The following is an 18,185-nucleotide window of genomic DNA, read 5'->3' as shown; positions in this document are numbered from 1 at the left end:
CGTGCCGCAGCGCCGTCGCCGCCTGGGCATCATGGGCGGCACGTTCGACCCCATCCACCACGGGCACCTCGTGGCGGCGAGCGAGGTGGCCCACCACTTCGCGCTCGACGAGGTCGTGTTCGTGCCCACCGGCGAGCCGTACCAGAAGCGCAAGGTCTCGCCGAGCGAGGACCGCTACCTCATGACGGTCGTGGCGACCGCCTCGAACCCCCGGTTCAAGGTCAGCCGCGTCGACATCGACCGCGACGGCCCCACCTACACGATCGACACGCTGCGCGACATGCGCGCGCAGCACCCCGACGCCGAGCTGTTCTTCATCACGGGCGCGGATGCGTTCGCGTCGATCGTGGGGTGGAAGGATGCGGATGAGCTCTGGCAGCTCGCGCACTTCGTCGCCGTCACCCGCCCGGGGCACCACCTGTCGATCTCGGGATATCCGCCGGACCGCGTCTCCGAGCTGGAGATCCCCGCACTTGCGATATCCTCGACCGATTGCCGTGCGCGCGTCCGCGCCGGCTACCCGGTCTGGTATCTCGTGCCAGACGGAGTGGTTCAATACATCAGCAAGCACGACTTGTACCGGAGACTGACAGCATGACCGATGCGAACGAAGGGCAGCCGCTCACCCGGCGCCAGCTTCGAGAGCTCGAGCGCGCTGCCGAGGCCGCACGCAACGGCGGCACCCCGCCCGTCCCCGCCGAGGGAGCCCAGCCGCAGGTGAGCGCAGCGCCGGTCCGCGAGGGCCGGCACTCGACGCCGAGCGTGCCCGCGGCGCCCGAGGAGGCCCGCGAGGCCGAGCAGCCCGCGCTGCAGGAGCCGCCGCAGAAGCCGCAGGGCCGGTTCTTCGGTCGCCGCAAGCCGCAGGGCGCCGAGGCGCCCACGCAGGCGGTGCCCGTCCAGCAGGCGCCGATCGAGCTGCCCGAGACCGTGGCCATGGATCGCGTCGAGCCCGCCGAGGCGGCCGAGGCCGACGTGATCGAGGCCGAGCTGCACGCACCCGAGGCGAGCGGCGCATCCGTGCCCGCACCCTCGGCCGCGCGCCGCTCGAGCGTGCAGGTCGACGACGTGCAGGGCCTCGACACCGTCGACGACGACGAGGTCGACAGCCTCGAGATCGACGAGGTCATCGTCGAGCAGCCGCGCGTCTCGTCGCGCCGCGTCGCCGAGTCGACGCCCGCCGAGCTCGAGGACCGCCGCCGCGCCGCCGAGGCCGCCGGCGCCGAGGAGGCGCTGCCGACCGGTCCGACGCGCGGCCAGGCCATGCGCCTGCCGGTGATCGTCAACGTCGTGTCCGACACCTCCGAGCACCACATCGCCGACCTGCGCGAGCAGGGCGTCGCGGGCGAGGGCGGCGGATCGTCGACCTCGTCGATCACCGCCAACGCGCTCGTGCTGCCGGCCGGCTCCGACAGCCCCGAGTTCCAGCTCGAGGGCGACGACGGCCTGCTGGTCACCGGCTCCATCGACGTGCCGGAGGGCTTCGCCTCGTCCGGCCGCGGGAGCGCCTCGATCGACGGGAGCGATGTGGACGGCGATGTCGCCGACGGCGAGGTGCAGAGCCCCGAGACGGCGCCCGTGCGCGCCTCGAAGGCCGTGTCCTCCTACGCGAACGCGCGCGTGCAGATCGCGCCGCAGAAGCAGCGCTCCAACGTGTGGCCGGTCGCGATCGGCGTCGGCGCGGGAGCCTTCGTGGTGGGCGTCGGGGCATTCCTGACGGTCGCCCTGACGCAGGGCTGGCTCTGAACGCCGGGAGCGCTCGATGAGCGCCGACCGGAAGGCGATCGAGCTCGCTCGCGCCGCCGCCCGTGCCGCCGACAAGGCGCTCGCCGTCGACATCGTGGGCCTCGACGTCTCGGGGCAGCTGCCGCTGACCGACGTGTTCGTGATCGCCACGGGCCGCAACGAGCGCCAGGTGAGCGCGATCGCGCGCGAGATCGAGGATGCGCTGATCCTCGACGGCGCGAAGCCGGTGCGCCGCGAGGGCCGTGCTGACGGCCGCTGGGTGCTGCTCGACTTCTCCGACATCGTCGTGCACATCTTCCACGAGGAGGAGCGCACGTACTACCAGCTCGAGCGGCTCTGGCGCGACGCCGGCGTCGTCGACCTGCAGCTGCCCGACCCGGCCGCGCCCGCCGCCGAGTAGCGCGCCGCGCGCGCTCGCCGCGCGCGCCCGCCTGCCCGCCCACGCGCATCCGCCGCCGTGAGTGGCGCCTTGCGCACTCGAGTGGCGCCCTGAGCGATCGAGTGGCGCCTTGTTCGATCGAGCGGCGCCTTGCGCGTTCGGGTGGCGCCTCCCGCGATCGGGTGGCGCCTTGCGCGGATCAGTGGTGCCTCCCGCCGTCGACTGGCGCACGCTGGCGGGTCGGTGCGCTCGTCCCGCATCGGAGACGAGCGCTCGTCGTCTCGGAGTTGCGTACCTCGCACATGGCGCGTACTGTCGCTGTCAGCGCGATTGGAAACGTTTCCAATCCGAGGTACGACGAGCGACGGAGCTCGGAGCGGAGCGGGGCATGGCGGGCACACCCACGATCGCGTCGGTCGCCGACCGCGCCGGTGTCTCGATCGCCACGGCCAGTCGTGCCCTGCACGGGCACGGGGCCTCGCCGCGCACCGCTGAGCGCGTGCGCAGCGCCGCGGCCGAGCTCGGCTACCGCCCGAACGCGGTGGCGCGTGCGCTGCAGTCGGGACGCACGGGCCAGATCGCCATGATCGTGCCGGATGCCGCCAACCCCGTCTACGCGAGGATGACCAGCGCCGCGCAGCACGAGCTCGCGGCGGATGACCGGCAGCTGCTCGTCACCCAGGCGGCGGAGCCGACCGCTGTCGCGGCCGCCATCGCCCGGTTCGGCCCGAGCACCATCGACGGGCTCATCGTCGTGCCGCTCCGCCCCGAGCAGCAGGTGCTCGAGGCGCTCGAGCGCTCGGCGGTGCCGACCGTCGTGATCGGGTCCCTGCCCGACGGCGCAGCGCAGGGCGCCGTGCGCGCCGACTCGCGAGCCGGTGTGCGGCTGGCGATCGACCACCTGGTGAGCCAGGGCGCCCGTCGCATCGCGTTCGTGAACGGCCCTGTCGACACCACGCCGGGGCGCCAGCGACTGGAGGGCTACCGCCGCGCCATCGAGGACGCCGGCCTGGAGCAGGATCCGTCGCTGGTCGTGGCGGCCGCCGACTTCACGCACGCGGCTGCGCTCCCGGCGGTCGAGGAGCTGCTCGATCGCGGAGTCGAGTTCGACGCACTCGTCGGCGCGAACGATCTGATCGCGTTCGCCGCCCTGCGCGCGCTCTCGGTGCGCGGGCGTGCTGTACCGGGCGATTGCCTGGTCGTGGGCATGGACGACACGGAGCTGGCGCAGATCGCGATCCCGAGCCTCACGAGCGTCGACCTCGGCGCCGAGGCCCGAGGGACGCTGGCTGCGGAGCAGCTGCTGGCCTCGTTGCGCGGCGACGCGGATGCGATCGCGGGCGCGGTCGTCGCGCCGAGGCTCGTCGTGCGGGAGTCGAGCACAGCGATGGAGCCGCGATGAGCGCCGTCGACGTCGTCGTCGCGGAGCGCGGCCTGCGACGCCGGTCGCGGTTCGGCGCCGAGCGCGGCGCGTGGCTGCTCTTCCTCCCGGCGATGCTGCCGATCCTCGCGTTCAGCGTCTGGCCGCTGCTGCAGGGCATCGCGCTCGGCTTCACGAACGCGACAGCGGGCCGCGACGTGGTCGTCGAGTTCAACGGCGTCCAGAACTACGTCGACCTCGCCGGCTACGAGCTCTTCTGGAACTCCTTCGGCATCGGGCTCATCTGGGCGTTATCGGTGACCCTGATCCAGTTCGTCGCGTCGCTCTGCCTCGCCCTGCTGCTGAACGCCAACCTGTGGGGCCAGGGCGTCGCTCGCACGCTCGCGCTGATCCCGTGGGCGATGCCTCCGGTGATCATCGCGATCATGTGGCGGCTGATGCTGCACCCCACATACGGCGCGGTGAACGGCGGGATGGGCGCGCTGGGGCTGCCGGACAACATCAACTGGTTGGGCCAGGCCTCGACCGCGCTGCCCGCGGCGATCGTCGTGGGCGTGTGGGCGGGCATGCCGCAGACGACGATCACCCTGCTCGCAGGTCTCCAGGGGGTCAACGCCGAGCTGCACGAGGCGGCGCAGATCGATGGAGCGAGCACCTGGCAGAGGTTCGTCTCCGTGACGCTGCCGGCGCTCCGACCCGTGATCGTCGCGATCACGACGCTCGACTTCATCAACAACTTCAACTCCTTCGCGCTGGTCTACGTGCTCACTGCGGGCGCCTGGGGCACGATGCTCCCGATGCTGTTCGCCTACAACGAGGCGTTCCGGTACGGCAACTTCGGGCTCGCGAGCGCGATGGGCAACGTCATCGTCATCGTGATCACGTTCTTCCTCTTCTTCTACCTGCGTGCGCAGGCGAAGGGGCGTGAGTCATGAGGCGTCGCGTCACGCTCGGGCGAGCGCTCCAGTACGTCGCCATCGCCCTGTTCATGGTCTTCCTCGCGTTCCCGCTGGTGTTCCTCTTCACCACGGCCTTCAAGACGCAGGCCGAGCTGCAGTCGCCGGATCCGCAGCTGCTGCCCGCACAGTGGAACCTCGACAACTTCACAGCTGCGATCGAGCGCGCGAACCTGGTGCAGGCGGCGGGCAACAGCCTGCTGGTGGCGGTCGTGACGACGCTGATCGTGGTCGTGATCTCGCTGCCGGCCGCCTACGCGCTCGCGCGCTTCCGCACCCGGCTCCGGAAGCTGGCGACGGGATGGATCCTGCTCTCGCAGGTCTTCCCGTTCATCCTGATCATCATCCCGCTGTACCTGATGCTGCAGCCGCTCGGGCTCGGGAACTCCCTCGCGGGACTGGTCGTCGTGTACGTGGTCTGGTCGCTGCCGTTCGCGCTGTGGATGCTGCAGGGCTACGTCGCGTCGATCCCCGTCGACCTCGAGGAGGCCGGGGCGATGGACGGCGCGCCGAAGTGGCGCGTGCTCATCTCGATCGTGCTGCCGCTCCTCGCACCGGGCCTCGTCGCGACCAGCCTGTTCGCGTTCATCGGCGCGTGGAACGAGTTCTTCTTCGCCCTGGTGCTCATCAAGGACGAAGCCCTCCAGACGCTCCCGCAGCGGCTGGCGCTGTTCGTCGGCGCCGAGGGCCAGGTGCAGCTCGGCCAGCTCGCAGCCGCTTCGCTGCTCGCGGCCATCCCGAGCCTGCTGTTCTTCGCCCTCATCCAGCGCCGCCTCACCTCCGGCCTGCTCTCCGGCGCGGTCAAGGGCTGACCCACCCTCCATCCACGACAACCCCATCCCACAACGAGGAGACACCATGCACCGCACACCCCGCGCCGCGATGACGCTCGCGGCCGGCGCTCTGCTGCTGACCGGCTGCGCCTTCGGCGGCGGCCAGGCACCGACCGCCACCGAGACCACGGACCCCACCGAGGAGGTGACGCTCACGTTCCAGTCCCTGGCCTTCCAGGACGCGACCATCGCCGCGACCGAGGAGATCGTGGACTCCTGGAACGAGGAGCACCCCGAGACCCAGATCGACCTCGTGCAGGGATCGTGGGACAACGTGCACGACCAGCTGGTCACCCAGTTCCAGGGCGGTGACGCCCCGGACATCATCCACAACGAGGCCTCGGACATGGCCGGCTTCGCGCACGACGGCTACCTCGCCGACCTCACGCCTTACCTCAGCGAGGAGCTGAGGGGCGACGTCGCAGAGGGCGTCTGGACCACGGTCACTGCCGGCGACGAGGTCTTCGCGGCCCCGACGCTGATGCAGTCGTACGTCGCGTTCGCCAACACCGCCGCGTTCGAGGCAGCGGGCGTCGAAGTGCCGACCGGCGACTCGCTCGCGTGGAGCGAGGTGCGCGAGATCGCGCAGCAGCTCACCGGCGACGGCACCTACGGCCTTGGCTGGGGCCTGAAGTCCCCGACGGCGCCGTTCATGAACCTCGCGCTCGGCGAGGACGGCACGTTCTTCGAGGTGGATGCCGAGGGCCAGGCCACGATCGACGTCGGTGAGGGCGAGCTGGCACTGCCGCAGACCGTCCACGCGATGGCCTACGAGGACCAGTCGCTCGACCCGGTCACGCTCACGCAGTCGGGCGGCGACGTGCTGCCCGGCTTCCTCGGCGGCACCTACGGCATGTACATCGGCGGCTCCTACCTCGCGCAGCAGATCGCCGACACGGCGCCGGAGGGCTTCGAGTGGACCGTGCTCCCGCCGCTCGCCGGCAGCGCCGGCCCCGCGCAGGGCACCTCGCCGCAGACCCTGTCGGTCTCGGCGGACTCGGAGCACGTCGACCGCGCCGCGGCGTTCATCGACTACTACATGCAGGCCGAGCACCTCGCCGCTGTGGGGCAGGGCGACGCCCTGATCCCGGCCACCGGCGCGGCGCGCGACGCGCTCGCGACGGCGACGGAGGGGCAGACCGGCTGGGCCGAGATGCTGGCCTCGGGCGAGGTCCTGGAGGCCGCGCCGTTCCAGCTCGCGGTCAACTACCCGCAGTGGAAGGACCAGTACGCGACCCCGGCGTTCCAGCAGTACCTGGCGGACTCCATCAGCCTCGAGGAGCTCACCGCGCAGCTCACCGAAGGCTGGGAGTCGATCCAGTAGCGAACGACAGCCTGGCAGGGGGCGGGAGCACCGCCCCCTGCCAGGCCCACGCCCGTGCACGACCTGATCGGAGATCCCATGACCGACGCAGCCTTCGCCGATGTCGCGACTGCCGCACTCGCAGGCGCTGCCGTCGCCGACGCGCTCGGCGGCGCAGCCGAGGGCAACACCCCCGAGGCCATCCAGCAGCGCTACGGCGGGACGATCGAGGGCATCGTGCCCCCCTTCCTCGACGACTGGCGCACGGCGCGGCCCATCGCGCCCTACCACAAGGGCGACGGCCACGTCACCGACGACACCCTGATGACCAACCTGCTCGTCGACGTGTATGCGCACGTGCGACGCCACCTCACGGCGCACGACATCGCCGACCACCTCGTGCCGCGCATGATCGGCGACGTGCAGTGGATCCCCGAGCTCGAGGCGGAGGCGCTGCCCCTGCAGCGGGTGTTCCTCGCCGAGAAGTGGCTGGTCGCACGCTTGCACTACGGCCACGTGGACCCGCGGGAGGCCGGGGTCGGCAACGTCGTGAACTGCGGGGCCACCATGTACGTGGCGCCCGTCGGCCTGGTCAACGCGGGCGATGCCCGGGGGGCCTACGCGGAGGCGATCGACATCGCGGGCGCGCACCAGTCCAGCTACGGGCGCGAGGCGGCCGGGGTGTTCGCCGCCGCCGTGGCCGCAGCGGCGGCTCCGGGGGCGAGCGTCGACGGCGTGCTGGACGAGGCGGTCGGCCTCGCCCGTGACGGCACGCGCGCGGCGCTCGAGGCGGTGGTCGACGCCGGCCGCGGCCTCGACGGCTGGCGCGACGGAGGCCTCGCCCAGCTGCGCGAGGCGGTGCGACCGTTCGACACCGTCGGCGACACCTACCGGCAGCCCGCGATGGACGCACGGCTCCCCAGTCGGACCAAGGCGATCGAGGAGCTGCCGATCGCGTTCGGGCTGCTGGCGGCATGCCGCGGGGACTACCGCGAGGCGGTCCTCGGCGCCGTGAACTACGGTCGGGACTCCGATTCGATCGCCGTGATGGCTGGCTCCATCGCCGGCGCGCTCGGTGGCCTCGCGGCCGTGCCCGCGGAGTGGATCGACGCGGTGGGGGAGGCCTCGAGGCTCGACCTGCGGGCTCCCGGCGCGACCATGGCGGCCGTCGCCGCCGAGGTGTGGCAGGCGGACGAGGCGCGACACCGCGCGCGGGCGGGGGCCGCCGCTGCCCTCGGGCTCTCCGCGTGAGTGCCGCACCAGCGCTGCTGCGACTGAGCTGGACGCAGCCAGAGGACCTCGCGGCGCACGCGCTCGCGGCCGCCCGACTGGACGGGCTCGACGTCTCAGCGCTGGAGGCCGAGCTGACCGCCGCAGGCGGGAGCCTCGACGCGCCCGTCAACGGCGCGACGCCCGTGCCGGCGAGCCGAGAGCTCCGCGAGGTCGCGGCGCGCATCACCGATGCGGCCACGGCGATGCCTCGGCCGAGCGCGCTGCGCGAGCGCGAGCCCGACCGCTGGGAGGCGATGGGGCTCCATCCCGCACCGATCGCGGTCCGCGCGGGGCTGAGCGAGCGACTGCGCGGCGCGTGGCTCGGCCGCGCGGTCGGCTGCCTCATCGGCAAGCCGGTGGAGAAGATCCCGCGCGAGGGCATCCGAGCGATCGCGCAGTCCACCGGCCGCTGGCCGCTCCGCGGCTATTTCACCGAGCAGGGGCTCGACAGCGATGTCGCCGAGCGCTGGCCCTGGAACCGGCGATCCCGTCCCACGAGCCTCGACGGCGTCATCGATGGCATGCCGGAGGACGACGACCTGAACTTCGCGGTGCTCGCCCTCGTCGCGCAGCAGCGCGCTCGTGCGGCAGGAGCCGCCGTGACGACCGAGGGAGTCGCGCAGCTCTGGCTGGAGCAGCTGCCCGCGGGCCGCGTCTTCACCGCCGAGCGGATCGCGTACCGGAACCTCCTGGCCGGGGACGAGCCCGCCGTCGCCGCGGAGCGGGGCAACCCCTTCGTCGACTGGATCGGGGCGATGATCCGCGCCGATGCCTACGGCTGGGCGCACCCGGGAGACCTCGGCACGGCAGCACGGCTCGCCGTCGCCGACGCGCGTCTCACGCACCGCAGGGCCGGGGTGCACGGCGCGGCACTCATGGCTGGGGCCGCCGCCGCTGCCGTCGCCGGTGCGACGATCGGCGATGCCGTCGCAGCCGGCCTCCAGTGCGTCCCCGAGCAGTCGCGCCTCGCCGATGCCGTTCGGTTCGGCCGTGACATCGCGGCGTCGGACCTCGACGACGAGGCAGCGCTCGACGAGCTGCACCGCGCCTACGGCCACCTGCACTGGGTGCACGTGCTGAACAACGCGGCGCTGCTCGCATTCGCCGCTCTGCGCGGCCACGACGACTTCGCGCGCGGCGTCGGCCTTGCGGTCGCGGGCGGCTGGGACACCGACTCGGTCGGTGCCAGCGTCGGCAGCCTGCTCGGCGCTGCCGGCGGCGTCCCCCAAGAGCTCGCCGCCCCGATCCGCGGCGTCTACCGCACCACGCTCGCCGGCTTCGACGGCATCGCGTTCGACGAGCTCGCCGCGCGCACGCTCGCGCTGACGGAGGAGGCAGCATGACGAGCGACCCGGACGAAGCCGCCACCAACGCGCTCGACCCGCTGGTGCCCCGGCCCATCGACCTGCCGACGCACGTGCCGCTGCCGCGCGACGGCGCGCGACTGACCGACGCCGACTTCGATGTCGCCAAGATCCTCGCCGCGCCCGACGACCCGGCGCGCTGGGACGAGTGGCGCGCTGAGATCGACGCGCTCGCAGCGGAAGCGCGAGCGAGGCTCCAGCACGATGACGGGGCCTACGCCGCCGTGCCCTGGGCCTCGCGCTGCCGAGTCGCGGCGCAGATCTGGCTCTGGGACGAGCGGCTCTGGGACTGGCAGGAGCGTCGCTTCACGCCCTCGCGCCTGCTCTCGGCCTACGCCGACATCGGTGGACTCGACGGGCTGGTGCTCTGGCACGCGTACCCGTGCATCGGCATCGACGAGCGCAATCAGTTCGACTGGTACCGCGACGTGCCGGGGCTTGCTGACCTGGTGTCCGACCTCCGAGCCGCCGGGGTGCGCGTCTTCCTCGACTACAACCCGTGGGACACGGGCACGCGCCGCGAGACGGATGCGCGCGGTCGCGTGGTCGCGGACGGCGAGGCGCTGCGTGCTGTCGCCGACGCGCTCGCCGCCGACGGCGTGTTCCTGGACACGCTGAAGCAGGCCGACCCGGCCTTCCTCGACGCAGTCGGGGGCGAGCGGCCCCTGGCGCTGGAGGGCGAGTCCCGGGTTCCAAACGAGCGGCTGCGCGACCACGTCCTGTCCTGGTCCCAGTGGTTCGCCGACTCCGACGCGCCCGGTGTGCAGCGGGCGCGACTCGTGGAGCGGCGCCACATGCTGCATGGCGTCCGACGGTGGAACCGCTCCCACGTGGACGAGCTGCAGACGGCGTGGATGAACGGCACGGGCATCCTGGTGTGGGATGCGGTCTTCGGCGTCTGGGTGGGCTGGAACGCGCGCGACCGCTCGATGCTGCGCTCGATCTCGCGCATGCAGCGCGCCTGCCACGAGCTGCTCGAGCGCGGGACGTGGGCGCCGCTCGCAGGCGCCACATCGGACGCGGCGGCGCTCGGCGTGTACGGCTCCACCTGGACGCTCGACGACGTCACGCTCGTCACCCTCGTGCATCGTGGGGACGAGCCCGTCACCGGTCGCTTCCTGGCCCCGCTCGAGGGGCGGCTGTGGGATCTGACCGGCGGCGCGTCGACCGACGGCGAAGTGACCATCCCCGCGCGAGGCGTGGCAGGCGTCCTGGCCGTTCGCGGGGCCGAGCCGGACTGGCTGCCGGAGATGCTCGCCGCAGCAGCAGCGGACGCGCCGGAGACCGACGCGACGTTCCCCGCTCGCGAGAGCGTCCGCATCCGCGTGCCCGCGACGACGGCGGCGGCGCCGACCGACGCCGTGGCGCTGCCTGCGGGGGAGCGGCGGCTCGAGGTGCTGTGGCGACGCCGCGAGACGGGGCTGTACGGCGACGCGCCCTACGTGGAGGAATGGAAGCCGCTGCCGCCCCGCCTCCACGACGATCGCCGCGTCGAGGTGCGCGTCGCGCTGGGAGCGGTGGCTGTCGCGCGCCGCGAGGTGAGCGTCGCGGAGTGGAACGCGAGCTGCTCTGCCGCGGGGGTCGAGCCGCGCGACGGAGAGCCGGAGGCGCCGGTGACCGGCGTGGATCTCGACGAGGCCCGCGCGTTCGCGGCCGCGCTGGGCGCTCGGCTGCCGACCGATCACGAGTGGCAGGTGGCCGGCGACCGGCTCGAGCGGCGCGTGCCGCGCGTGTGGAACTGGACGGAGAGCGAGATGACCGACGGCATCACCCGGCGGGTGATCCTCAAGGGCGGCAGCGAGCGGGCGATGACCGGCTCCGACTGGTACGCCGACGGAGGAGCCCAGCCGCCTGAGCGCTCGCTCGCGTGGCTCCGCACCGGCATCGATCGGAGCACGGCGATCGGCTTCCGCCTCGCATGGGACGACGAGGTCGCACGGTGACGGGGCCGCTCGATGGCGTCCGCGTGCTCGACGTGTCGACGCTGTTCGCAGGTCCGCTCGCGGCGACGTTCCTCGGTGACTTCGGGGCCGACGTGATCAAGGTCGAGCATCCCAGGCGGCCCGACGCGTCTCGCGGGCACGGGCCGGCCAAGGAGGGCGTCAACCTCTGGTGGAAGACGCTCGGCAGGGGCAAGCGCACGGCGACGCTCGACCTGTCGCAGCCGGAGGGAGCGGCGCTGCTGCTCGAGCTGGCGCGCGGTGCCGACGTGCTGATCGAGAACTTCCGCCCCGGCACGCTCGAGCGGTGGGGCCTGGCTCCGGAGCGGCTGCTCGCCGCGAACCCCGCACTCGTCATCGCGCGGGTGACGGCGTTCGGCCAGACCGGCCCGATGGCGCGCCAGCCCGGCTTCGGCTCGATCGCGGAGGCGATGAGCGGGTTCGCCGCGATCACCGGCGAACCGGACGGGCCGCCCATCCTGCCGCCGTTCGGGCTCGCGGACGGCATCACCGCGCTCGCGACCGCCTACGCGTGCGCGATCGCCCTGCGCCACGCGGAGCGCACGGGGGAGGGGCAGGTGGTCGACATGGCGATCATCGAGCCGATCCTGATGCTGCTCGGCGGGCAGATCACCGCCTACGACCAGCTCGGCCTCGTGCAGCCCCGCGTCGGCAACCGCTCCGTGAATAACGCGCCGCGCAACGTCTACCGCACTGCGGACGGCCGCTGGGTGGCCGTGTCGACGTCGTCGCAGTCGGTTGCCGAGCGCGTGATGACGCTGGTCGGACGCCCGGATGTCGTCGACGAGCCTTGGTTCGCCTCGGGTCGCACCCGCGTCGAGCACGTCGACGAGCTCGATGCGGCGGTCGGCGGCTGGATCGCCGCCCGCGACCTCGCCGTGGTCGTCGAGGAGTTCGCCCGCGTGGAGGCCGCACTGGGGGTGGTTGACGACATCTCCGGTGTGATGGCCAACCCGCAGTACGAGGCGCTCGGCACGATCCTGCCGATCGACGACCCGGAGCTGGGCGAGATCCGGATGCAGAACGTGCTCTTCCGCCTCTCGGCGACGCCCGGCGGGGTGCGCCACACGGGGCGGCGCCACGGGGAGGACACGGACGCGGTGCTCGCCGAGCTGGGCATCACGCCCGAGCAGGCGCAGGCGCTCCGGGAGCGGGGGATCGTGTGACCGTCGCGCTGTACGTGCCGGGCGATCGCCCCGACCGCTTCGCGAAGGCCGTCGCCTCCGGAGCCGACATCGTGATCCTCGACCTCGAGGATGCCGTGGCGCACGACAGGAAGGCGATCGCGCGGCACGCGGTGGTGGCGTTCCTCGAGGAGCGGGGCGCTGCCGGGCTCCAGGTGCGCATCGGCGGGCTGGAGGATCTCGAGTCGCTCGCCGCGCACGATGTGGAGCTGCGGGTTCCGAAGGTGCGCGGACCCGAGGACCTCGACGCCGTCGCGGAGCGCCTCGGCGCCGCGCGGAGGCTGCACGCGATCGTGGAGGACGCGATGGGCATCGGACGGCTGGAGGAGATCGCTGCGCACCCCGCCGTCGTGTCGGTCGCGCTCGGCGAGTCCGACCTGCGCAGCGACCTGGGTGCGAGCAGCCCCGCGATGCTCGAGCATCTCCGGATCCGCCTCGTGCTCGCGGTCAGGGCCGCGGGGCTGCCGGCGCCGCTGATGTCTGTCTACCCGGCGATCGCCGACCTCGAGGGGCTGGAAGCGGACTCGAGGGTAGGGGCGGCGCTGGGGTTCGGCGGCCGCACCGCCGTGCACCCCGCGCAGATCGCGCCGATCAGACGAGCGTTCGCGCCGTCGGCCGGGGAGGTCGCGTGGGCGGAGGAGGTGCTCGCCGCGCTCGACAGCGCTGCGGGGGTGACCACGCTCGCCGATGGGCAGATGGTCGACGAGGCGATGCGTCGTCGAGCGGAGCGCATCCTCGCCCGTCGCTGACCGGCGCGCGAGCGCCGGCCCGTCAGGCGGCGGCCGGCACCAGCGTGATGACGTTCGCCCACGGGTCGTCGAAGCGCAGCGCGCGGCCGTCGTCGGCGACGGCCACGCCGCGCGCCGTGAGCCGCTCGCGGGCCGCGCCGAGCGCATCCGCGTCCGGCACCTGGATCTCGACGCGGCCGAGGCCGAGCGTGTCGGCACGGCGGCCCGCGCCGCGCGAGTTCCAGACGTTCATGGCCATGTGGTGGTGGTAGCCGCCGGCGCTCACGAAGAGCGCGGTGCTGCCGAGCGACGCCGTCTCGGCGAAGCCGAGCGCGTCGACGTAGAAGGCGCGGGCGGTGGCGACGTCGCCGACCTGCAGGTGCACGTGGCCGATCTTCGCCTCCACTGGCGCGACCGACGCCTGGCCGAAGGTGCCGCGGTCGAGGTGCTGCTGCACGAAGCGGTTCGGGTCGATGAACTCGGTGGTCATGAAGACGCGGCCGTCGGCCCACTGCCACGACTCGCGCGGCCGGTCGACGTAGAGCTCGACGCCGTTGCCGTCGGGGTCGGCGAAGTAGAACGCCTCGGAGACGTGGTGGTCGCCGGTGCCGGCGAACTGGATGCCCGGGATCTGCGTCATGCGCACGACGGCGGCGGCGAGCGCCGCGTGCGTCGGGTAGAGGATCGCGGTGTGGAACAGCCCCGCGTCGGCGGGGTTCGGTCCGCGGAGGTCCGGCGCCTCCTCGAGCACGAGCAGGGTGCGGCCGTCGACGCCCAGCTCGACGGCGCCCGGGCGCTCGGCGACGACCTCGAGGCCGACGCCGGCGGTGTACCAGTGCACGAGCCGCGACAGCGTCGCGGTCTTGAGCATGACGGGCCCCATGTCGGTGGCGTCGGGCAGCAGGTCGATCGTGGTCATGTGCACCTCCACCCGATCCAACGCCTGCGCCCCGCGGGCATTCCGGCCGACGGCCCTTACCCGCGGTCGAGGTCCCGCTCGAGCACCGGCGCGAGGCGGAAGGGGATGAGCTCGCCCATCGACAGCCACGTCTCGGTGCGCTCGACGCCGTCGCACGCGAGCACGAGCTTGTTCACGCGGTAGAGGTCCTCGGCGTCGCGGCAGACGGCACGCACGAGCACGTCGGCCTGGCCCGAGAGCCCGAAGGCCTGCACGACCTCGGGGATCTGCCGCAGCTGCTCGACCACCTGGTCGATGCGCGGCTGGTCGACGTGCGTCGCCATGAAGACCGTGAGCGGGTAGCCGAGCGCGGCCGCGTGGAACCGGCGGTCGAAGCCCTGCAGCGCATCCGACGCCTCGAGCGCGGCGACGCGGTTCTGCACCGTGTTGCGGGCGAGGCCGAGCTGCTCGGCGATCGCGGCGTTGGTGATCCGCGGATGCCTCGTGAGCTCGAGCAGGATCCTCCGGTCGGTGTCATCGACGATGCGCATGCTGCGCAATCTAGCGCAGGGATGCGCGCATGGGAATGCGCGGACTGCGCAGCGCGCGTGTCGCAGATTGCGCGAAGTGCGAACCGGCGATAGCGTCGAGCAACGATCCGCGGGCGCACCCGCCTGCCGGGTCCGACCGGCGCCCACGAGGCGCTTCGAACAAGGAGGTTCGATCGTGTCGATCACCGTGCCAGCCCCCGACCCCGCGCTCGCGGTCGGCCTCGACTGCCCGCTCCGCGTGCTCGACCTCGACGGCACCCGGCTGCCGAACGAGGTGCTCGACGGGCACCTCACCGACATCGACGAGTCGGCGCTCACCAACCTCTACGTCGACATGGTGCGCGTGCGCCGGCTCGACACCGAGGCCTTCGCCCTCACGCGCCAGGGCCACCTCGTGCTGTGGCCGCCGCTGCTCGGCCAGGAGGCCGCGCAGGTCGGCCCCGCCCGCGCGCTCGGCGCCGACGACTGGGTCTTCGGCTCCTACCGCGAGCACGGCTTCGCGCTGCTGCGCGGCGTCGACATGGGCGAGTTCGCCCGCATCTGGAAGGCCTACGCGCACGGCGGCTGGGACCCGCACGAGGTGCGCATGGCGCCCTCGCAGATCATCATCGGCGCGCAGTCGCTGCACGCCACCGGCTTCGCGATGGCCTCCAAGATCGACCGCTCCGACGACGTGGCGCTCACGTGCTTCGGCGACGGCGCGACGAGCGAGGGCGACGTGAACGAGGCGATGGTGTGGGCCGCCGCCTACCAGGCGCCCGTCGTCTTCCTCTGCCAGAACAACCAGTACGCGATCTCGGAGCCCGTGCGCGTGCAGTCGGGCACGCCGCTCGCGCTGCGCCCCACCGGCTTCGGCATCCCGTCGATGCGGGTCGACGGCAACGACGTGCTCGCCATGCACGCCGCCGCCCGCATCGCCTTCGATCGCGCCCGCACCGGCGGCGGCCCCACCTTCATCGAGGCCGTCACGTACCGTCGCGGCCCGCACACCACGACCGACGACCCGAAGCGCTACCGCGACGAGGCGGAGGTGGAGGAGTGGGTCGCGAAGGATCCGATCGACCGCGTCGAGCGCGCGCTCGAGCGCATGGGCGCCAACATGGAGGCCGTGCGCGCCGAGGCGAAGATCCGCGCCGACGAGCTCGCGAAGGAGTTCCGCGCGGCCGCCGAGCACGCCGAGCCGCCGCTCGCCGAGGAGATCTTCGACCACGTCTACGCAGAGCCGACGAAGCGGCTCGAGCGCCAGCGCGCCGAGCACCTCGCGTTCGCCGCCAGCATCGAGGGGAAGCGATGACCGAGACGCTCACGCTCGCGAAGGCCGTCAACGCGGCGCTCGCCGACTCGCTCGAGGGCGACGACCGGGTGCTGCTGATGGGCGAGGACATCGGCAAGCTCGGCGGCGTCTTCCGCGTCACCGACGGGCTGCAGGCGCGCTTCGGCGAGGAGCGCGTGATCGACACGCCGCTCGCCGAGTCGGCCATCATCGGCACCGCCATCGGCATGGGCTACCGCGGCTTCCGCGTGGTCGCCGAGATCCAGTTCGACGGCTTCATCTACCCGGCGTTCGACCAGATCGTCGCCCAGGTGGCGAAGCTCCGCTACCGCTCGAAGGGGCGCGTGAACGTGCCGCTGACGATCCGCGTGCCGTTCGGCGGCGCGATCGGCTCGGTCGAGCACCACTCCGAGTCGCCCGAGGCGTACTTCGCGCACACCGCGGGCCTGCGCGTCGTCACCGCGTCGACGCCGCAGGAGGCCTACTCGACGCTGCGCGCCGCGATCGCGAGCGACGACCCGGTGCTGTTCTTCGAGCCCAAGGGCAAGTACTACATGAAGGGCGAGGTCGACCGCACGATCACGCGCGACCTCGAGACGGCCAACGTGGTCGCGAGCGGCCGCGACGTGACGATCGCGACCTACGGCCCGACGGTCGAGACGGCGCTCCGCGCCGCGATCGCCGCCGCCGACGAGGGCATCGAGATCGAGGTCATCGACCTGCGCGCCATCTCGCCGCTCGACGTCGACACGGTCGTCGACTCCGTGCGCCGCACCGGCCGCCTGGTCGTCGCCCACGAGTCGCCCGGCGAGGTCTCCGTCTCGAGCGAGCTCATCACCTCGGTCGTCGAGCGCGCCTTCTCGAGCCTCGAGGCGGCGCCCGAGCGCGTCACCGGCTACGACACCCCCTACCCGCCGTCGGCCGTCGAGCACGACTACCTGCCGAGCCTCGACCGCCTGCTCGACGCGGTCGACCGCACGCTCGGCCGCCGCAGCTCGCGCTCCGAGCTCGACCTGGAGGCCGCCCGATGAAGACCTTCCTGCTGCCCGACCTCGGCGAGGGCCTCACCGAGAGCGAGGTCGTCGCCTGGCGCGTCGCCGAGGGCGACTCGGTCGAGCTCAACCAGGTGCTCGCCGACATCGAGACGGCCAAGGCGGTCGTCGAGCTGCCGAGCCCCTACGAGGGCACCATCGCCAAGCTGCACGCCGCCGAGGGCGAGACCGTCGACGTGGGCGCGCCGCTCATCGACTTCGAGCTCGCGGGCGACGCGCCGGCCCAGGCCCCGGATGCGCCGGCCGGCGAGACGCCCGCGCCGTCGCCCGAGGGCGGTCCGGTCGCGACCCCCGACGACTCGGTCGCCGAGGTGCAGGCCGAGGCCGAGCCCGCGCCCGAGGCGCAGCCCGAGAAGGTGTCGGTGCTCGTCGGGCACATCACCGTGCACGGCGGCAAGCCGACCCGCGCGAAGCGCACGTGGGACGTCGAGCCCTTCGTGCGCGACGAGCGGGCGACGGCCGCCGCGCCCGGCACGGCCAAGCGCCGCGCCATGCCGCCGGTGCGGAAGCTCGCGAAGGAGCGGGGCATCGACCTGCAGTCGGTGCGTCCGACGGGGCCCGACGGCCTCGTGACGCGCGCCGACCTCGACGCGGTCGGCACCGCATCCGCCGCCCCCGCGCAGGCGCCCGCCTCGACGCGCGAGAAGGTCACGGGGCTGCGCAAGCACACGGCGGCCGCGATGACGCAGTCAGCGCTCACGGTGCCGCACGCGGCCACGTTCCACCAGGTCGACGTGACCGAGACGCTCGCGCTCGCCAAGGCCGGCGACGCGTCGTTCCTGGCGCTCGCGAGCCGCGCGATCCTGCTCGCCGCGAAGCGCTGGCCCGACGTGACCGCGTCGTTCCACGCCGACACGAACGAGCTCGAGCGCTTCGCGCACGTCAACCTCGGCATCGCCGTCTCGACCGACCGCGGCCTCGTGGTCGCCTCGATCGACGAGGCGGAGACCATGGATGCGCTCGAGCTCACCGCGCAGATCAAGGACCGCGCGACGCGCGCCCGCGAGGGCACGCTGTCGATGGCCGAGCTCACCTCGTCGAACATCACCATCTCGAACGTGGGCGTCTTCGGCGTCGACGGCGGCATCCCGATCCTGAACCCCGGGGAGTCGGCGATCATCGCGCTCGGCGCGATCCGGCGGATGCCGTGGGAGCACGGCGGCGAGATCGTGCTGCGCGACGTGTGCACGGTGACGGTCTCGTTCGACCACCGGGTGCTCGACGGGCGCGAGGCGGCCGGCTTCCTGGCCGACATCGCGGCGGTGCTGGAGCGTCCTGCGCTCGCACTGGCCCGCTGAGTGGCACGG

The 18,185-nt window shown here is 72.9% G+C and carries 17 protein-coding genes; 15 read left to right on the top strand and 2 right to left on the bottom strand.

All coding sequences use genetic code 11. The features are described 5' to 3' along the window. Position 1 precedes the first annotated feature (1 nt). The 12 genes from nadD (at position 2) to AC1RNL_RS10430 (ending at position 13,125) form a co-directional block, all read left to right on the top strand. Positions 2 to 598: a nicotinate-nucleotide adenylyltransferase gene (gene nadD / locus AC1RNL_RS10485; RefSeq protein WP_128189741.1), complete on the top strand. Its 597-nt coding sequence runs from the start codon at positions 2 to 4 to the stop codon at positions 596 to 598. Next, entirely contained in the window at positions 595 to 1,743 is a 1,149-nt protein-coding gene (locus AC1RNL_RS10480; RefSeq protein ID WP_492935177.1) for a hypothetical protein, read from the top strand. The genes nadD and AC1RNL_RS10480 overlap by 4 nt, the downstream gene beginning before the upstream one ends. Before the next feature lie 16 nt (positions 1,744 to 1,759). Then, on the top strand, positions 1,760 to 2,143 hold the full coding sequence (gene rsfS, locus AC1RNL_RS10475) for a ribosome silencing factor (RefSeq protein ID WP_492935176.1): 384 nt from the start codon (positions 1,760 to 1,762) through the stop codon (positions 2,141 to 2,143). Between the two features lie 367 nt (positions 2,144 to 2,510). After that, positions 2,511 to 3,524: a LacI family DNA-binding transcriptional regulator gene (locus AC1RNL_RS10470; protein WP_492935175.1), complete on the top strand. Its 1,014-nt coding sequence runs from the start codon at positions 2,511 to 2,513 to the stop codon at positions 3,522 to 3,524. Further along, complete coding sequence (locus AC1RNL_RS10465) at positions 3,521 to 4,438, top strand: carbohydrate ABC transporter permease (RefSeq protein WP_492935174.1); 918 nt, start codon at positions 3,521 to 3,523, stop codon at positions 4,436 to 4,438. The genes AC1RNL_RS10470 and AC1RNL_RS10465 overlap by 4 nt, the downstream gene beginning before the upstream one ends. Next, on the top strand, positions 4,435 to 5,271 hold the full coding sequence (locus AC1RNL_RS10460) for a carbohydrate ABC transporter permease (RefSeq protein WP_492935173.1): 837 nt from the start codon (positions 4,435 to 4,437) through the stop codon (positions 5,269 to 5,271). The genes AC1RNL_RS10465 and AC1RNL_RS10460 overlap by 4 nt, the downstream gene beginning before the upstream one ends. A gap of 46 nt (positions 5,272 to 5,317) precedes the next feature. Next, entirely contained in the window at positions 5,318 to 6,616 is a 1,299-nt protein-coding gene (locus AC1RNL_RS10455; protein WP_492935172.1) for an ABC transporter substrate-binding protein, read from the top strand. 78 nt (positions 6,617 to 6,694) lie between these two features. Continuing rightward, positions 6,695 to 7,846, top strand: a complete 1,152-nt coding sequence (locus AC1RNL_RS10450) for an ADP-ribosylglycohydrolase family protein (protein ID WP_492935171.1) — start codon at positions 6,695 to 6,697, stop codon at positions 7,844 to 7,846. Beyond that, on the top strand, positions 7,843 to 9,210 hold the full coding sequence (locus tag AC1RNL_RS10445; protein ID WP_492935170.1) for an ADP-ribosylglycohydrolase family protein: 1,368 nt from the start codon (positions 7,843 to 7,845) through the stop codon (positions 9,208 to 9,210). The genes AC1RNL_RS10450 and AC1RNL_RS10445 overlap by 4 nt, the downstream gene beginning before the upstream one ends. Next, on the top strand, positions 9,207 to 11,174 hold the full coding sequence (locus AC1RNL_RS10440; RefSeq protein ID WP_492935169.1) for an SUMF1/EgtB/PvdO family nonheme iron enzyme: 1,968 nt from the start codon (positions 9,207 to 9,209) through the stop codon (positions 11,172 to 11,174). Before AC1RNL_RS10445 ends, AC1RNL_RS10440 begins: the two co-directional genes overlap by 4 nt. Then, on the top strand, positions 11,171 to 12,358 hold the full coding sequence (locus AC1RNL_RS10435; RefSeq protein WP_492935168.1) for a CaiB/BaiF CoA transferase family protein: 1,188 nt from the start codon (positions 11,171 to 11,173) through the stop codon (positions 12,356 to 12,358). Before AC1RNL_RS10440 ends, AC1RNL_RS10435 begins: the two co-directional genes overlap by 4 nt. Beyond that, positions 12,355 to 13,125, top strand: coding sequence for an HpcH/HpaI aldolase/citrate lyase family protein (locus AC1RNL_RS10430; RefSeq protein WP_492935167.1), 771 nt, complete (start codon positions 12,355 to 12,357; stop codon positions 13,123 to 13,125). The genes AC1RNL_RS10435 and AC1RNL_RS10430 overlap by 4 nt, the downstream gene beginning before the upstream one ends. 22 nt (positions 13,126 to 13,147) lie before the next feature. On the opposite strand, the gene AC1RNL_RS10425 is transcribed toward AC1RNL_RS10430, so the two are convergent. Next, on the bottom strand, positions 13,148 to 14,023 hold the full coding sequence (locus AC1RNL_RS10425; RefSeq protein ID WP_492935166.1) for a VOC family protein: 876 nt from the start codon (positions 14,021 to 14,023) through the stop codon (positions 13,148 to 13,150). Between the two features lie 56 nt (positions 14,024 to 14,079). Then, positions 14,080 to 14,553 (bottom strand): Lrp/AsnC family transcriptional regulator, encoded by a 474-nt coding sequence (locus tag AC1RNL_RS10420; RefSeq protein WP_128190672.1) that lies wholly within the window; start codon positions 14,551 to 14,553, stop codon positions 14,080 to 14,082. Between the two features lie 175 nt (positions 14,554 to 14,728). On the opposite strand from AC1RNL_RS10420, the gene pdhA reads away from it, so the two are divergent. From pdhA to AC1RNL_RS10405, 3 genes are read left to right on the top strand one after another with little or no spacing between them, the layout of a single operon-like run. Beyond that, positions 14,729 to 15,847 carry a pyruvate dehydrogenase (acetyl-transferring) E1 component subunit alpha gene (pdhA, locus tag AC1RNL_RS10415; RefSeq protein ID WP_492935165.1) on the top strand — a complete coding sequence of 373 codons (1,119 nt, stop codon included), beginning with the start codon at positions 14,729 to 14,731 and terminating at the stop codon, positions 15,845 to 15,847. Then, complete coding sequence (locus AC1RNL_RS10410) at positions 15,844 to 16,857, top strand: alpha-ketoacid dehydrogenase subunit beta (RefSeq protein WP_400530020.1); 1,014 nt, start codon at positions 15,844 to 15,846, stop codon at positions 16,855 to 16,857. The genes pdhA and AC1RNL_RS10410 overlap by 4 nt, the downstream gene beginning before the upstream one ends. Next, complete coding sequence (locus tag AC1RNL_RS10405) at positions 16,854 to 18,176, top strand: dihydrolipoamide acetyltransferase family protein (RefSeq protein WP_492935164.1); 1,323 nt, start codon at positions 16,854 to 16,856, stop codon at positions 18,174 to 18,176. The genes AC1RNL_RS10410 and AC1RNL_RS10405 overlap by 4 nt, the downstream gene beginning before the upstream one ends. Positions 18,177 to 18,185 lie beyond the last annotated feature (9 nt).

The sequence above is a fragment of the Agrococcus sp. GW821-FHT14H11 genome (assembly GCF_058803545.1).
Note: the sequence above shows the minus strand (reverse complement) of the source record. Positions and strands in the feature narration are given on the sequence as shown.

Coding starts and splice junctions, on each gene's coding strand:
- AC1RNL_RS10480 (WP_492935177.1), top strand. CDS start 595: ATGACCGATGCGAACGAAGGGCAGCCGCTCACCCGGCGCCAGCTTCGA.
- rsfS (WP_492935176.1), top strand. CDS start 1,760: ATGAGCGCCGACCGGAAGGCGATCGAGCTCGCTCGCGCCGCCGCCCGT.
- AC1RNL_RS10470 (WP_492935175.1), top strand. CDS start 2,511: ATGGCGGGCACACCCACGATCGCGTCGGTCGCCGACCGCGCCGGTGTC.
- AC1RNL_RS10465 (WP_492935174.1), top strand. CDS start 3,521: ATGAGCGCCGTCGACGTCGTCGTCGCGGAGCGCGGCCTGCGACGCCGG.
- AC1RNL_RS10460 (WP_492935173.1), top strand. CDS start 4,435: ATGAGGCGTCGCGTCACGCTCGGGCGAGCGCTCCAGTACGTCGCCATC.
- AC1RNL_RS10455 (WP_492935172.1), top strand. CDS start 5,318: ATGCACCGCACACCCCGCGCCGCGATGACGCTCGCGGCCGGCGCTCTG.
- AC1RNL_RS10450 (WP_492935171.1), top strand. CDS start 6,695: ATGACCGACGCAGCCTTCGCCGATGTCGCGACTGCCGCACTCGCAGGC.
- AC1RNL_RS10440 (WP_492935169.1), top strand. CDS start 9,207: ATGACGAGCGACCCGGACGAAGCCGCCACCAACGCGCTCGACCCGCTG.
- AC1RNL_RS10425 (WP_492935166.1), bottom strand. CDS start 14,023: ATGACCACGATCGACCTGCTGCCCGACGCCACCGACATGGGGCCCGTC.
- AC1RNL_RS10420 (WP_128190672.1), bottom strand. CDS start 14,553: ATGCGCATCGTCGATGACACCGACCGGAGGATCCTGCTCGAGCTCACG.
- AC1RNL_RS10410 (WP_400530020.1), top strand. CDS start 15,844: ATGACCGAGACGCTCACGCTCGCGAAGGCCGTCAACGCGGCGCTCGCC.
- AC1RNL_RS10405 (WP_492935164.1), top strand. CDS start 16,854: ATGAAGACCTTCCTGCTGCCCGACCTCGGCGAGGGCCTCACCGAGAGC.